The 15,714-nt window shown below is 68.0% G+C and carries 11 protein-coding genes; 10 read left to right on the plus strand and 1 reads right to left on the minus strand.

Going from position 1 to position 15,714, the window contains the following annotated elements:
• Positions 1–65: 65 nt before the first annotated feature.
• From AC07X5_RS07605 to AC07X5_RS07615, 3 genes are read left to right on the plus strand one after another with little or no spacing between them, the layout of a single operon-like run.
• Entirely contained in the window at positions 66–2,390 is a 2,325-nt protein-coding gene (locus AC07X5_RS07605) for a hypothetical protein (protein WP_494769635.1), read from the plus strand.
• A complete protein-coding gene (locus AC07X5_RS07610; protein ID WP_494769636.1) occupies positions 2,390–3,532 on the plus strand; it encodes a hypothetical protein in 1,143 nt (380 codons plus the stop codon). Before AC07X5_RS07605 ends, AC07X5_RS07610 begins: the two co-directional genes overlap by 1 nt.
• The gene (locus AC07X5_RS07615; protein ID WP_494769637.1) at positions 3,529–4,230 is read left to right on the plus strand and encodes a DUF1266 domain-containing protein; all 702 of its coding nucleotides are present in this window, start codon (positions 3,529–3,531) and stop codon (positions 4,228–4,230) included. The genes AC07X5_RS07610 and AC07X5_RS07615 overlap by 4 nt, the downstream gene beginning before the upstream one ends.
• Positions 4,231–4,279: 49 nt before the next feature.
• On the opposite strand, the gene ffh is transcribed toward AC07X5_RS07615, so the two are convergent.
• The gene (ffh, locus tag AC07X5_RS07620) at positions 4,280–5,659 is read right to left on the minus strand and encodes a signal recognition particle protein (protein ID WP_494769638.1); all 1,380 of its coding nucleotides are present in this window, start codon (positions 5,657–5,659) and stop codon (positions 4,280–4,282) included.
• A 90-nt stretch (positions 5,660–5,749) separates the two neighbouring features.
• On the opposite strand from ffh, the gene AC07X5_RS07625 reads away from it, so the two are divergent.
• The 7 genes from AC07X5_RS07625 (at position 5,750) to AC07X5_RS07655 (ending at position 15,397) form a co-directional block, all read left to right on the plus strand.
• Positions 5,750–6,547, plus strand: a complete 798-nt coding sequence (locus tag AC07X5_RS07625; RefSeq protein ID WP_409958992.1) for a cytochrome C assembly family protein — start codon at positions 5,750–5,752, stop codon at positions 6,545–6,547.
• Positions 6,544–6,771: a PP0621 family protein gene (locus tag AC07X5_RS07630; RefSeq protein ID WP_494769639.1), complete on the plus strand. Its 228-nt coding sequence runs from the start codon at positions 6,544–6,546 to the stop codon at positions 6,769–6,771. The genes AC07X5_RS07625 and AC07X5_RS07630 overlap by 4 nt, the downstream gene beginning before the upstream one ends.
• 13 nt (positions 6,772–6,784) lie before the next feature.
• A complete protein-coding gene (locus tag AC07X5_RS07635; RefSeq protein WP_494769779.1) occupies positions 6,785–8,488 on the plus strand; it encodes a sensor histidine kinase in 1,704 nt (567 codons plus the stop codon).
• 20 nt (positions 8,489–8,508) lie between these two features.
• Positions 8,509–10,077: a sigma-54-dependent transcriptional regulator gene (locus tag AC07X5_RS07640; protein WP_494769640.1), complete on the plus strand. Its 1,569-nt coding sequence runs from the start codon at positions 8,509–8,511 to the stop codon at positions 10,075–10,077.
• Positions 10,061–10,696 carry a 1,6-anhydro-N-acetylmuramyl-L-alanine amidase AmpD gene (gene ampD / locus AC07X5_RS07645; RefSeq protein WP_494769641.1) on the plus strand — a complete coding sequence of 212 codons (636 nt, stop codon included), beginning with the start codon at positions 10,061–10,063 and terminating at the stop codon, positions 10,694–10,696. Before AC07X5_RS07640 ends, ampD begins: the two co-directional genes overlap by 17 nt.
• A 435-nt stretch (positions 10,697–11,131) precedes the next feature.
• The gene (locus tag AC07X5_RS07650) at positions 11,132–14,062 is read left to right on the plus strand and encodes a ribonucleoside-diphosphate reductase subunit alpha (protein ID WP_494769642.1); all 2,931 of its coding nucleotides are present in this window, start codon (positions 11,132–11,134) and stop codon (positions 14,060–14,062) included.
• Between the two features lie 135 nt (positions 14,063–14,197).
• A complete protein-coding gene (locus AC07X5_RS07655; RefSeq protein ID WP_409954754.1) occupies positions 14,198–15,397 on the plus strand; it encodes a ribonucleotide-diphosphate reductase subunit beta in 1,200 nt (399 codons plus the stop codon).
• The last annotated feature ends 317 nt before the right edge of the window (positions 15,398–15,714 follow it).

The raw sequence follows: 15,714 nt of genomic DNA on the forward strand, positions 1-15,714 counted from the left end.
CGCACGCCTGCATGCCGGGCGTACCGCCCGGCCTTCTCCTTCCCCCTCTTCTTTCGCCCCCCACCATGCTGACTGCCACCGCCCCGATCCTGCACACCCCCCCGCTGTCCGGCCCCTTGCTCGATGCCTACCTGGACGAAGCCGAGGCCCTGTTCGAGGCCAGTGAAGAAGATGAGAGCGGAGCAGACGGCCAGGGCGAGAGCGAGGAGGCCGCCCATGCACGGCGCACGCAGGCCCTGGCCGACATGCTGGGCCTGCAGCCTCTGCAGCCCGGTTCGCTGGACGTGCTGCACCGCGTGCACCAGCTGTGGATGCAGGCCGGCCAGCCGGCGCAGGCCCTGCAGGCCATCGACACCCATGCCAGCGCCCTGGTGGACGAGCTGCCTGCCGCCGAGCGCCACGACGCGCAGGTGCACGCAGGCTTCGCGCGCACCCAGGCCTTGCGCGCCTTGCCCGAGCAGGCCGCGCTGCTGCACCAGGCGCTCGACGGCATGGCGCGCCTGCTGGCCCAGCCGCCGCTGGACCAGCAGTCCGACCGGGCCTGGGAGCACCTGGCTGGCCAGGCCGAGCGCAGCCAGGATTTTGGGGTGTGGCGCCGCTGTGTGGCCGCCCGCTATGCGCTGCAGGTGGTGCAGCCCGAGCGCTCGGCCTACCGCGCCTGGGACGAGGCGGTGCAGGCCACGCGCCTGGCCGAAGTGGCGGCCGCCGAAGGCAACGCGGCGCTGGCACGGCAACTGGTGCAGCAGGCCATGGACCAGTTGCACAACGCCGCCCCCGGGCAGGACGTGGACCACGAGGACTGGTTGAAGCTGGGCGAGCAGTTCGTGGCGCTGGACCCCACGAGCATCGCGACCATCGTGCAGCAGATCCCGGCGCGCATGCCCGCCGACCTCGCCCGGCCGCTGCAGCGCGATGTCTCGGTGCGCCGTGCCCGCCTGCAGGCCCGGGCCCTGCAGCGCCAGGGCCGGATCGACGAAGCCCTGGCCCAGGCCAGGCAGGGCCGCTTCGGCCTGACCAATGACCAGCAGGACGACTTCAGCATCTTCGTGCTCGACCTGCTGCTCGAAGCCGGCCGGCTGGACGACGCGGCAGAGTTGGCCTTCGAGAGCGCCAGCAGCCAGCGCCCCGGCTCGACGCAGCATGCCTGCACTGTGGCGCTTGCGCAGATGAAGGCGCACCTGGCCCGGGGCGCCACGCCCCACCCCGGCTGGCACCTGGCACTGGCCAGCGCCGCCATGAACGACGCCGGCTTGGTAGGAGACCCGCAAGACCCCGCCGCCTTCATCGATCACCACCTCGCGCAGGTGCGCCGCGCCGCGCCAGAGCATCCGGCGCTGGCCTGCCTGGACGGACTGCGCCTGTTTGCCGCCGGTGACCACGGGCGCGCCCTGCCGCTGCTGGAGACGGCAGCGCGCGAGCCCGCCATGGCTGCGCCCGACCTGCTGCAGGCGCTGTGGGTCAGCCGGGTCAAGGTGCATGGCGTCACCAAGGCGCTGCAACAGCCGTTTGCGGCCTCGCCCGCAGCCGGCTGGTGCTACAACCTCGGCGTATGGCTGGACTTCCACCTGCAGCAGGCTTGCGGCGCCAGCAGCGACGAGGACTGGCCCGAGCAGGACATCGACACCCTCAAGGCCCGCTACTACGAGGCCGCCGTGCTGCATTTCGAGGCCTTCTTCGCCACCGGTGAAGGCTGGTTCCGCGATGGCGACGTGCATGTCTACTCCATGCTGTGCAACAACCTGGCCATCTACTACCGCTGGAACCTCAAGGAGTACGACAAGGCCATCGAACTGCACCACAAGGGCCTGGCCACCAGCCCCTTCGCGGAGCACCACAACGGCCTCGTGTCCTGCTACTCGGCATCGGAACGCAAGGCCGAGCTCATTGCGGCGGCCGACATGCTGTGGCACTACGCGCTGGACCACGGCTACGGGCGCCACGATCCCACGGGCTACTTCAAGAGCGTGTGCCGCGCACTCTACGAGCTGGACCGCGACAACGAGATCGACATCTGGCTGCAGCGCCTGGATGAATGGTGGAACGGCCTGGACCGCGACGACCAGGCCGAAAACGAAGACGACTACCTCGGGACCCTGATGGTCATGCTGCGCAACCTGGCGTGGTCGCAGCCGGCCGACGCGCTGGCGCGGCTCACGCGCGTGATGCCGCGCGTGCAAGCCAATGCGCTGCCCGGCGTGCGGCGCCTTGCCGGCAACGTGTACGAGAACACCAAGCACTACGAACAGGCGATGGCGCTCTACCAGGAGTCGCTCAAAATGGTGCGCCCGGGCGACGAGAGCGACGCCGAGCAGGCCGGCTACGCGCGCGACGACATCGCCAGTTGCAAGAAGGCCATGGCAGCCGGCAAGCCCTGGTGGAAGCTCTGGTAATGGCGCCTGGCGCCGCCGCACGCGGCACCTACGGCGCGCGCGACGTGGTCAATGCCCCCGCCATCCGCAGCGCCATCGATCGGCGATCCAGCGAGCGCAGCGACCCCGAAGAGGTGCGCGCCTGGCTGCTCAACCACTTCTACCGGCATGTGGTGGGCAACCTGCAGGCGCCGGCACCGGCGGTGCAGGCCGTCACGCAGCGCGAGCAGGCACAGGCCCTGCTCAAGCCGGCCCCGGTTCCGCCCTGGGCACTGGCGCGGCTGGGCGAGACCCCAGCGCGCCATGCGCCCGTGCCGGCAATTCCCCTGTGGTGGATCGACCCCGAGGCCGAAGCGGTGCTGGCGCTGGAGGCCCGGCTTGTGGAGTTCCTGCTGTCGCGCGAGGGCACGGCGCTGCAGGGCAAGCTGCAGCGCGTGACCGCGCCGCAGGCGCTGGCCCTGTGGGCCGAAGAACATGCGGCCTACGAGGCCAAGGCCGCCGCCGGCTGGCGCGAGCACGAAGCCGATGCCGTGGCCCTGGTGTGGCAGGGCGAGCAGGGCCATTTCATCGAGTTCCGGCCGGACAGCGCGCACCTGCGCGCGGAGATGGCCTACGAGAGCCAGATGATGCGCCACTGCCTGGGCCAGTTCGCGAGCCGGCGCAGCCTGGCCGGCGGCTACGGCGAGCACTATGCCAAGGCCTGCGAACAGGGGCGCATGCGCCTGTTTTCCTACCGCACGGCCAGCCACGTGCCGCACATCACGATCAGCGCCCATGTGCGCGAGGATGGCCGCCTGGCCATCGACCAGATCAAGGGCAAGCAGAACCGCCCGCCCATCGAACGTTACCAGGGCGAGGTGCTGGCACTGCTCAACCAGTTGTCCACCTGCGAGGATGCGCCCCCCGATGCACTGCAGATGGGCATCGTGCGCACGGCCCAGGGCTGGTGCGCCGTGCGCCACGTGGTGCACGAGCAGGACCAGCTGCGCCTGGTGCAGGCCCGGCCCGCGCTGGTGCGCGAGTTGCCCGCCCCCTCGCCGCTGGTGCAGTGGCTGGTGGCGGCGCGCGACCCCGCACTGCTGCAGGGCCTGCCGCTGGCGGCTTCCGTGGCCGCGGCACTGGAGGCAGGGGGCTCGCCGGCCACGGAGCGAGCAGCGCCATGATCGCCTGGCTGCTCATCGCGCTGGGGGTCGGCCTGGTGGGCTGGCTGGCCTGGCGGCTGCTGCTGTGGATGCTGGGGCCCTTCCTGCGCTGGTACGGGCGGCCGCGCCTGCGCCGCCAGTACGTACTGGACGCACACTGGAACTGGACCCTGGCGCTGGCCGACCCCATGGCCTTCGCGCGCATCCAGGGGGGCTTTGCCGATGCGCGCATGCCGCACCTGTCCGAGCCGCTGCAGCAGTCGCTGCGCCCGGCCTTGCTGCACCTGATGGGCCTGCGCAGCGACATGGCCGAAGACCAGATCCGGGCCGCCCTGCCCGGGCAGTGGCGCGAACGCTGGTTCCGCATGGGCCTGGATGCCCTGCGCCCCGACGATGCCACGCGCGACGCCATGGCCCTGGCCTGTGCACGCGTGGCCTTCGCCACCCGCACCGCCGCCCTGCTGGGCTGGCTGGACGAGGCCACGCAATGGCAGATCCTGCACCACAACGCGCAGCGTGCGGCCGACTGCTTCCACAGTTGGCAGGATTTCGGCAGCGCCTGCGCGCGCGGCCGCCGGCAATGGGTGGCGCATTCGCGCGCCGACAGCCTGGGCCTGGCCTTCACCGAAGAGGACGTGGCGCAATGGGTGGCCAACCGCGACCACCCCTGGCACTGGCTACCCTGGCCGCTGCCGCCACCGCCCATGAAAAAACCCTGAAGAGCGCTGTCTGCGCTCATTCAGGGCTGTGGGGGATCGAAGGCCGCGGTCAGAACGGCATCTTGGGCATGCCGCCGCCCCCGAGGCCCTTCATGCCGCCCATCTTCTTCATCATCTTCATCAGGCCGCCGCCCTTCATCTTCTTCATCATGTCCTGCATCTGCTCGAATTCCTTGAGCAGGCGGTTGACCTCCTGGACCTGCACGCCGGCGCCACCGGCGATGCGCTTCTTGCGCGTGGCCTTGATGAGTTCGGGCTTGCGGCGCTCCAGCGGGGTCATGCTCTGGATGATGCCTTCCTTGCGCTTGATGTCCTTCTCGGCCTTGTCCATGTCCACGGCACCGGCCTTGGCGGTGAACTGGGCCGGCAGCTTGTCCATGAGGCTGGACAGGCCGCCCATCTGCTTCATCTGCTGCAGCTGCCCGAGGAAGTCGTTGAGGTCGAAGCCGTCACCGCTCTTGACCTTGGCGGCGAGCTTTTGCGCGGCCTCGATGTCCACGCCCGCCGTGACCTGCTCCACCAGCGCCACGATGTCGCCCATGCCCAGGATGCGGCCCGCATGGCGCTCTGCGTCGAACACTTCCAGGCCGTCGAGCTTTTCGGACACACCGGCGAACTTGATCGGCGCGCCGGTGATCTGGCGCACGGACAGGGCCGCGCCGCCGCGCGAGTCGCCATCGAGCTTGGTCAGCACGATGCCGGTGAGGGGCAGGGCTTCCTTGAATGCCTTGGCCGTGTTGATCGCGTCCTGGCCCTGCATCGCATCGACCACGAACAGGGTTTCCACCGGGTTCAGCGCGGCGTGCAGGTCCTTGATTTCCTTCATCAGGGCTTCGTCGATGGCCAGGCGGCCCGCGGTGTCGACCAGCAGCACGTCGAAGTAGTGCTTCTTGGCATAGTCGAGCGCGGCATGGGCGATATCCAGCGGCTTCTGCTCGGGGGTGCTCGGGAACCACTCGGCGCCGGCCTGCTTCGTCACCGTCTTGAGCTGCTCGATGGCCGCCGGGCGGTAGACGTCGCCCGAGACGGTGAGCACCTTCTTCTTGCGCTTTTCGATCAGGTGCTTGGCCAGCTTGGCGGTGGTGGTGGTCTTGCCGGCGCCCTGCAGGCCGGCCATCAGGATCACGGCGGGCGGCTGGGCGGCCAGGTTGATGTCGGAGATGCCCTCGCCCATGGTGGCGGCGAGTTCGCGGTTGACGATGGAAACCAGGGTCTGGCCCGGCTTGAGCGAGCCCAGCACCTCCTGGCCCAAGGCCTTTTCCTTGACACGGGCGATGAAATCCCGCACGACGGGCAGGGCCACGTCGGCTTCGAGCAGGGCCATGCGCACCTCGCGCAGCATGTCCTGCACGTTGGATTCGGTGATGCGGGCCTGGCCGCGCATCTCCTTGACGAGGCGCGTGAGTTTGTCGGTAAGGGCGGAGGCCATAGGGATTGTTCCGGTGTTGCCCACGGCGATTGGCACGGGTGGGCCCGCCAGGGCGCTGGCGGTGAAGCGAAAGGCAACTAAACTGTGCCCATGATTTTACCCAGTGCTTCTCCCATGGGTTGGCTGCTCGCGCTTGCCGCAGCGGCGGCCTATGCCATGCCCGCGGCCGCGGCGTCGCGCCTGGGGGCGGCGGGCATGCGCAACGCCCTGCTGGTCGCATGGTTGCTGCATGGCGCCACCCTGGTGCTGGGGCTGTGGAACGAGGCGCCGCGCTTCGGCTTTGCGCCGGCCCTGTCGATGACGGCCTGGCTGGTGCTCACGGTGTACGCGGTCGAAAAGCAGCTGTTCCCCCAGATGCAGGCGCGCTGGGTGCTGGCGGTGCTGGGCGCGCTGGCCATCGTGCTGGCCCTGGTGTTCCCGGGCCAGCCGCTGCATGTGACGGCCTCGGCCTGGCTGCCGCTGCACCTGGCGCTGGGCATCGCCTGCTACGGCCTGTTCGGCGCCGCGGTGGTGCATGCCTGGCTGATGACGCGCGCCGAGCGCCACATCCGCCAGGCCGAAGACCCGCACAGCGGCATCCCGCTGCTCACGCTGGAGCGGCTGACCTTCCGTTTCGTGGCGGCCGGCTTCGTGCTGCTCACCGCCACGCTGCTGGCCGGCTGGCTGTTCGGCGATGCGCTCTATGGCCGGGCCTGGCGCTGGGACCACAAGGCGATCTTCTCGCTGATGGCCTGGTTCACGTTTGCCACACTGCTGCTGGGCCGTGCGCGCTTTGGCTGGCGCGGGCGCACCGCCGTGGGCGTGCTCTATGCCGGGGCCGGCCTGCTGCTGCTGGCCTATGTGGGTTCGCGTTTCGTGCTCGAGGTCATCCTGGGGCGCAGCGCATGAAGTACCTCGTTCTGCTGGTGGTGCTGGTGGTGGCCATCGGCATCTGGCGCAACAACCGCGCCGCGCCCAGGCAAGCCCGGCCCGGCCCGGCCCGCCCTCCCGCCCTGCCCCAGGACATGGTGGCCTGCGCGCACTGCGGCGTGCATGTGCCGCGCGCCGAGGCCCAGACCCAGGGGGAGAGCACCTACTGCAGCCTGGAGCACCTGCGCCTTGGCCAGCCCTGAACCGACGACGGCCATGGCCGACAGCGCGCCGGGCAACGACCTGCCAGCGGCGGTGGACGCGCCTTTCCTGCGCCTTTGGAAGGGCTTCCTGACCGCACGGGTGATGGTCGCCATCGCCCTGGTCCTGCTGCAGACCCTGGGCCAGGCGGTCAACCAGGCGCTGGACCCGGCCACGCTGGCAGTCACCGTGGCCTACCTGGCCGCCACCATCCTGATGCGCATCCTGGCGCGCCACCGGCCGCCGCCACCGGGCACGGGCATGCACTGGTTGCCATCCATCGGTGTCGACCTGGCCGTGGTCTGCGCCCTGCAGCTTCTGCACTCGGGCGCCCTGAACTACACACCACTGTTTGGCCTGCCGATCCTGATGGCGGCGGTGCTGGGCACGCTCACACTGGCACTGGGCACCACGGCCGGTGTGACGCTGATGCTGCTGGGCCTGGCGTGGCTGGGCTCACGCGCCGGAGTCGACGACCCCCAGCGCTACCTGCAAAGCGCCCTGACTGGCACGGGCTACTTCATCGTCTCCTACTTGGTGCACCAGCTTGCCACCCGCCTGGCGCGCGAGCAGGAAGTGGCCCAGCAGAGCCAGATGACGGCGCGCGTGCAGACACAGGTGAGCGCCCTGGTGATCCAGAACCTCACGGACGGCGTGCTGGTCGTGGACGAGAACGACACCGTGCGCAATGCCAACCCGGCCGCGCTGCAACTGCTGGGGCAGCCGCCCCTGCCCCCGCTGCCGTTTTCGCTGACCCATTCGGCCGCCTGGGATCCGCTGGTGAAGCTGGCGCGCCGCACCTTCCGCCAGGAGCAACCCCAGACCGCCGATGCGGATCTGCTGCACATTGGCGAAAGCCCCACGGGTCTGCACGTACGCACCTGGCTCACCTCCTCGCGCAACCTGGCCCGCGAGGCCGGAACCGAGCGGCTGTGCGTGATGTTCCTGCACGACCTGCGCGAGATGCAGGCGCGCCTGCGCACCGAGAAGCTCGCCGCCATGGGCCGCATGTCGGCCGCGGTCGCGCACGAGATCAGAAACCCCCTGGCGGCCATCGTCCAGGCCAACGCACTGCTCGAAGAAGACCTCACAGACCCGGGCCAGAAGCGCCTGGCGCACATGGTGCAACAGAACGCCGACCGCTTGGCGCGCATTGCAGAGGAGGTGCTGGACATCGCCCGCGTGCAGCACCAGATCAGCCAGTCACCGGCCTCCACCCTGCACCTGGACTCTGCCGTGGCCCAGATCTGGAGCGATTGGCAGGGGCAGGATGCGGGCCAGCGGCGCGGCCTGGTGGCGCTGAGTGCCGGCGATGCCCAGGTGGAGTTCGATGCCGAACACCTGCGCCGCGTGCTGGTGAACCTGCTGGACAATGCCCTGCGCTACATGGGCACGGAGCCCGATTCGCTGTGCATCAACACACGGACCACCGTCACGGGCCAGGTCAGCCTGCAGGTCTGGAGCGACGGTGCCCCCATGGACAAGTCCGTGGAGCGCCATCTGTTCGAGCCCTTCTTCTCCTCCGAGAGCCGCTCCAGCGGCCTGGGCTTGTACATCTGCCGCGAGCTGTGCCAGCGCCACGGCGCCTCCATCGGCTACCAGCGCCTGGTGCGCCTGACCCAGCGCGGCGATACCGGCGGCAATGCATTTACAGTCGGCTTTCGGCGCACCACCCGCCCCGCCGAGCCCGCCTCGCTGTTCGACACCATCGTGGTCTGAAGCCTTTTTCTTCCTCTCCCATGAATGCTCCTGCTGCCTCCATCCTTGTCGTGGACGACGAGCCCGATCTGCGCACGCTTTATGAACTCACGCTGCTGCGCGAGGGCTACCGCGTGGAGACGGCTGCCAGCGTGCAGGAGGCACGCGAGCAGCTCAGGGCCCAGCGTTTCGACGCCGTGATCACCGACATGCGCCTGCCCGACGGCTTCGGCATGGAGCTGCTGCAGGACCTGCGCGAGCAGCAACGCAAGGAGCGCTGCGTGGTGATGACGGCCTATGGGTCTGCAGAGAATGCGGTGGAAGCCTTGCGCTCCGGGGCCTTCGACTACCTGACCAAGCCGGTGGACTTGAAGCAGTTCCGCTCGGTCGTGGCCTCGGCCATCCAGGGCACAGGGGGCGTGCCCGCGCCGCGCGCGGCGCGCACGCCGGGCGGGCGCGCAGGGGGTGGCGGCGGCGCGGTCGATGCCCAGGCCTCCTCCTCGGCGCTGGACCGGCTGGTGGGCGAATCGGCCGCCATGCGCAACGTCAAGCAGCGCGTGGCCAAGGTCGCGCGCGGCATGGCGCCGGTGCTAATCCACGGCGAGTCGGGCACCGGCAAGGAACTGGTCGCCCAGGCCCTGCACGCCAGCAGCCAGCGCGCAGACGGCCCCTGGGTGGCCGTGAACTGTGGCGCCATTCCCGAGAACCTGCTCGAGGCCGAGTTCTTCGGCGCGCGCAAGGGCTCCTACACCGGCGCCAGCCAGGACCGGGACGGCTACTTCCAGGCGGCGCGCGGGGGCACGCTGTTCCTCGACGAGATCGGCGACCTGCCGCTGGCCATGCAATCGAAGCTGCTGCGCGCGATCCAGGAGCGCAGCGTGCGCGCCCTCGGCTCCACGCAGGAGGAGACGGTGGATGTGCGCATCGTGAGCGCCACGCACCGCGACCTGGCAGCCGACGTGCAGTCCGGCCGCTTCCGCCAGGACCTGTACTACCGCCTCAATGTGATCGAGGTCGTGATCCCGCCGCTGCGCGAGCGGCGCGAAGACCTGCCGGCCCTGTGCCGGGCCCTGCTCGCGCGCATCGCACAGGAGTCGGGCATGCCCGTGCCGGCCCTCACCGAGCACGCGATACAGGCGATTGCCGCCCACCCGCTGACCGGCAATGTGCGCGAGCTTGAGAACCTGCTGCACCGCGCCGTGGCCCTGAGCGAGGGGGACGAACTGCACGTGGACGGCGTGGCCCCCGCCGCGGTCGGCGCAGCGGCGGCGGCTGCCGCCACCGACCTTGCGGAGCCCACGCCGCTGCCGGACACCGCGGCCCTCGCGCCCCTGGCCGCTGCGCAGGCCCGCGATGCCGACGAGGCACCGGCCCTCCCTGCCTCCAACCCGGCGATGCCCGGCGCCAGCACGCCCCTGCCCAGCGACCTGCAGGCCTGGCTGGACCAGCAGGAGCGCGACATCCTGGTGCGCGCGCTGCGCGAGGCGGGCTTCAACCGCACGGCCACGGCGGCGCGCCTGGGCATCAGCCTGCGCCAGATCCGCTACCGCATCGCGCGCCTGAACATCGCGGTGCCCAATGACCAGGATGCCCATGACGAAGCCGGCTGACCAGGCCGGCGCCGGCGGCTCCTCCTGGGAGCAAGGCTGGCACCGCTCGGCCGTGCGCCACCTCTCGCCCAACTTCGGCCCCCGTCCGCCAGCGGCGCAGATCGACCTGATCGTGGTGCATTCCATCAGCCTGCCCCCGGGCGAGTACGGGGGCCCGGGCGTGCGCCAGCTGTTCACCAACACGCTCGACTGGGATGCGCACCCCTACTACCAGGGCATCCGCGGCCTTCAGGTGTCCGCGCACTTCTTCATCGACCGCACCGGGGCGCTCTGGCAGTTCGTGGACTGCGACCAGCGCGCCTGGCATGCAGGGCCTTCGGCCTACCGGGGGCGCATGCAGTGCAACGACGACTCCATCGGCATCGAGCTCGAAGGCCTGGAGGGCGAACGCTTCGAGCCTGCCCAGTACGCCACCCTGGCCTGGCTGTGCCGTGACATCGCGCAGCGTTATCCGGTGGCCCATCTGGCCGGACACGAGCACATTGCGCCGGGGCGCAAGCACGACCCGGGTGCCGGCTTCGACTGGCCTGGCATGCAGCAGGCCCTGGGCTGGCCCGCCGAGCGCTTTCCAGAAGCGACCCGGGCGGCATTGCACGAGAACCGACAGGGCCATCGATAGTCGGATGGATAGTTAGACAGGCCCAGCGCTGCCGCAAGCAGCTCCATGGAGCCATCACCGTGTTGCGCGCAGCGCAGGGACGGCCTGTCAAGGCAAATATTTTTTTGTGCCGATGCACATGCGGGCCTCGCCAGAGCGCATGCGGTCTGGCGCGCAAAACCCGGCTGCATCACGCGCCGCTGCGCGGTTTTCACCCCCATCGCTGCGGTGTGCCGTGTGCTCGCGGCGGGTCCGCATGCCTGTGCCATGCCCCGGGAAACATGCTGTTTCGGATTTCGACGCCCTCGCTGACGGTACACTACCGGTAGTGTCTTGAAGCCAATCGACACACCATATATAGTGTGCGCCAGACGAGAAGCTGGCGCATCGCTTCTCTCCCCGGCGGCACCGAACACCGCCCGCACATCCCAGACAGCACCCAAAAAGAGGACATCCATGCACGCTGCTTTGAACACGCCTTCGTCCACCACCCGCCCCGCATCCACGGATGCGCCCGAGGCGGCTTCTGCACCGGAGGGCGCGAACAATACGTTCGCCCACTACCAGATCATCCGCCGCAATGGCGCGGTGGTCCCGTTCGAGCCGCAGAAGATTGCCGTGGCGATGATGAAGGCGTTTCTGGCAGTGCACGGCACCCAGGGCGCCGCGTCGGCCAGCGTGCGCGAAGTGGTGGACACGCTGACCCAGAACGTCGCCCGCGCCCTGGCGCGCTCGCGGCCTGGTGGCGGCACCTTCCACATCGAAGACGTGCAGGACCAGGTGGAACTGGTGCTGATGCGCGGCGGCCACCATGAGGTGGCACGCGCCTACGTGCTGTACCGCGAGAGCCGCACCCAGGAGCGCGCCCGCCACGTCGAACAGGAAGCCCAGGCCGCCCCCGCACTGCATGTGCTGGACGGCGACAAGCGTGTGGTGCTGGACCTGGCCCGCCTGCAGGGCCTGATCGAGTCGGCCTGCGTGAACCTGGGTGCCGACGTGTCGGCCCAGCCCATCGTGGCCGAGACCATGCGCAACCTGTACGACGGAGTGCCCATGGACGAGGTCTACAAGGCCTCGATCCTGGCGGCCCGCACGCTGATCGAGAAGGACCCCGACTACACCTACGCCACCGCGCGCCTGCTGCTGCACACCATCGTGCGCGAAGTGCTTGGCCGCGAGGTCACCCAGGCCGAAATGGGCCAGAGCTATGTGGACTACTTCCCGCAGTTCATCCAGAAGGGCGTGGACAACGAGCTGCTGGACGAGCGCCTGCTCAAGTTCGACCTGGTCCGCCTGGGCGCCGCCCTCAAGGCCGACCGCGACCTGCAATTCGACTACCTGGGCCTGCAGACCCTGTACGACCGCTACTTCCTGCACGTGCGCAAGACCCGCATCGAGCTGCCCCAGTGCTTCTTCATGCGCGTGGCCATGGGCCTGTCGCTCAATGAAACCGACCGTGAAGCCCGTGCCATCGAGTTCTACGAAGTGCTCTCCAGCTTCGACTTCATGTCCAGCACGCCCACGCTGTTCAACAGCGGCACGCTGCGCTCGCAGCTGTCCTCGTGCTACCTGACCACCGTGCCCGACGACCTGGACGGCATCTACGAGTCGATCAAGGAAAACGCCCTGCTGTCCAAGTTTGCCGGCGGCCTGGGCAACGACTGGACGCGCGTGCGCGCCCTGGGCTCGCACATCAAGGGCACGAACGGCGAGTCGCAGGGCGTGGTGCCCTTCCTCAAGGTGGTCAACGACACGGCCGTGGCCGTGAACCAGGGCGGCAAGCGCAAGGGCGCGGTCTGCACCTACCTGGAGACCTGGCACCTGGACATCGAGGAGTTCCTGGAACTGCGCAAGAACACCGGCGACGACCGCCGCCGCACGCACGACATGAACACGGCCAACTGGATCCCCGACCTGTTCATGCGCCGCGTGATGGAAAAGGGCACCTGGACCCTGTTCTCGCCTTCCAACGTGCCCGACCTGCACGACCTGTTCGGCGCCGAGTTCGAGAAGGCCTACGTGGCCTACGAAGAAAAGGCTGCGCGCGGCGAGATCAAGCCCGCCAAGACGGTGCAGGCCACCGACATGTGGCGCAAGATGCTGACCATGCTGTTCGAGACCGGCCATCCCTGGATCACCTTCAAGGATGCCTGCAACGTGCGCTCGCCCCAGCAGCACGCCGGCGTGGTGCACTCGTCCAACCTGTGCACCGAAATCACGCTGAACACCAGCGACACCGAAACCGCGGTCTGCAACCTGGGTTCCGTGAACCTGCTGCAGCACTTGAAGGACGGCCAGCTCGACCACGAGAAGCTCAAGAAGACCATCACGGTGGCCATGCGCATGCTGGACAACGTGATCGACATCAACTACTACGCCGTCAACAAGGCGCGCGATTCCAACCTGCGCCACCGCCCCGTGGGCCTCGGCCTGATGGCCTTCCAGGACAGCCTGTACGCGCTGCGCATCCCCTACGCCTCGCAGGCGGCCGTGGAGTTCGCCGACAAGTCGATGGAAGCCATCTGCTATTACGCCTACTGGGCCTCGACCGAGCTGGCCCGCGAACGCGGCCAGTACACGAGCTACAAGGGCTCGCTGTGGGACCAGGGCATCCTGCCCCTGGATACGCTGGACATGCTGGCCAAGGCCCGCGGCGGCTATGTGGAAGTGGACCGCTCGGCGACCCTCGACTGGGATGCCCTGCGCAAGAAGATCGCACAGGATGGCATGCGCAACTCCAACTGCGTCGCCATCGCCCCCACCGCGACCATCTCCAACATCATCGGCGTGGACGCATCGATCGAGCCTTCGTTCGGCAACCTGTCGGTCAAGTCCAACCTGTCGGGCGAGTTCACCGTGATCAACGGCGGCCTGGTGCGCGACCTCAAGCGCCTGGGTCTGTGGGATGACGTGATGATCATGGACCTCAAGCACTTCAAGGGCTCGCTGCACCCCATCGACCGCGTGCCCCAGGACATCAAGGCCCTGTACTCCACGGCCTTCGAAGTCGCACCGGAATGGCTGGTGGAGGCCGCATCGCGCCGCCAGAAGTGGATCGACCAGGCCCAGAGCCTGAACATCTACATGGCCGGCGCCTCTGGCAAGAAGCTCGACGACACCTACAAGCTGGCCTGGGTGCGTGGCCTGAAGACCACCTATTACCTGCGCACGCAGAGCGCCACGCACGTGGAGATGAGCACGGTGAACACGCGCCAGCTCAACTCCGTGTCGTCGGGCAGCGATGCCGGCGCAGCGCAGGCTGCACCCGCCAAGCCCAGCCCGATGGAAGTGGCTGCTGCAGCCGCTGCCGCGCAGGCCGCGGCACTGCCTGCCACCGACATCAAGTTCTGCGCCATCGATGATCCAACCTGCGAGGCCTGCCAGTAAGGCCTCGTGAAGCGGCGTGCATGAGGACCCATGCACGCCGCTTCGGTGCTGTGAAGCAACAAAACGTTGCTGCGCAACGCTGCGGTGCTTTCCTTTTTGCAGCACTGCTTTCATAATCCGAACACTGGAAAATCTATGTTGTCCTGGGACGAAGAAGTCAAGCCCTCATCGCAAAATCAACTGGACGGTGGACTGAGCAAAAGCCACCCGGCGGAACAGTCGCCCGTGTCTTTCCAGACCCCTTCCCTGCAGGCCGTGCACGCGTCGATGACCGCATCCGCAAACGCACAGACAACACCTGCCGCAGCCCCCACGCACCGCCGCGTGAACGCTGCCGACAAGCGCATCATCAACGGCCAGACCGACGTCAACCAGTTGGTGCCGTTCAAGTACAAGTGGGCCTGGGAGAAGTACCTCGCCACCTGCGCCAACCACTGGATGCCGCAGGAAGTGAACATGACGCGCGACATCGCGTTGTGGAAGGACCCCAACGGCCTGACCGATGACGAGCGCCGCATCATCAAGCGCAACCTCGGCTTCTTCGTGACCGCCGACTCGCTGGCCGCCAACAACATCGTGCTGGGCACCTACCGCCACATCACCGCGCCGGAATGCCGCCAGTTCCTGCTGCGCCAGGCCTTCGAGGAAGCGATCCACACGCACGCCTACCAGTACATCGTGGAGTCGCTCGGCCTCGATGAAGGCGAGATCTTCAGCGCCTACCTGGAAGTGCCCTCGATCCGCGACAAGGACGAGTTCCTGATCCCCTTCATCGAGGCGATCATGGACCCCAACTTCCACACCGGCACCTTCGAGACCGACCAGACGCTGCTCAAGTCGCTGATCGTCTTCGCCTGCCTGATGGAAGGCCTGTTCTTCTACGTCGGCTTCACGCAGATCCTGGCGCTGGGCCGCCAGAACAAGATGACCGGCGCCGCCGAGCAGTACCAGTACATCCTGCGCGACGAGTCCATGCACTGCAACTTCGGCATCGACCTGATCAACCAGCTCAAGCTGGAGAACCCGCACCTGTGGACGGCGGAGTTCAAGGCCGAGATCAAGGCCCTGTTCATGAAGGCCGTGGAGCTCGAGTACCGCTATGCCGAAGACACCATGCCGCGTGGCGTGCTGGGCATGAACGCATCGATGTTCAAGGGTTACCTGCGCTACATCGCCAACCGCCGCGCCACCCAGATCGGCCTGGAGACGCTGTTCCCCAACGAAGAAAATCCATTCCCCTGGATGAGCGAGATGATCGACCTGAAGAAGGAACGCAACTTCTTCGAGACGCGCGTCATCGAGTACCAGTCGGGTGGCGCATTGTCCTGGGACTGACCTCGCAGGTGCACGCACGCCATGGATCCCCACACCACGCCCTGCACGGACAACGCCCAAGCGCGTTGCCGTGCAGGGCGTTCCCGTGTTCATGGAGATGGGCCAAGACCCATCTCCATGGATCGCTTCATGTCCACTGTAGACACGAAGTGCTCTTTGCAAATTGACTCAAGGAGAACATGATGGCAACTGCGAAAAAACCCGCTGCAAAGAAGGCAGCTCCCGCGAAGAAGGCTGTAGCTGCAAAGCCAGCAGCAGCCAAGAAGGCCGCTCCTGCCAAGAAGGCAGCAGCAGCTAAGAAGGCCGCTCCCGCCAAG

Source organism: Acidovorax sp. GW458-11-26-14-TSB4, assembly GCF_059423865.1.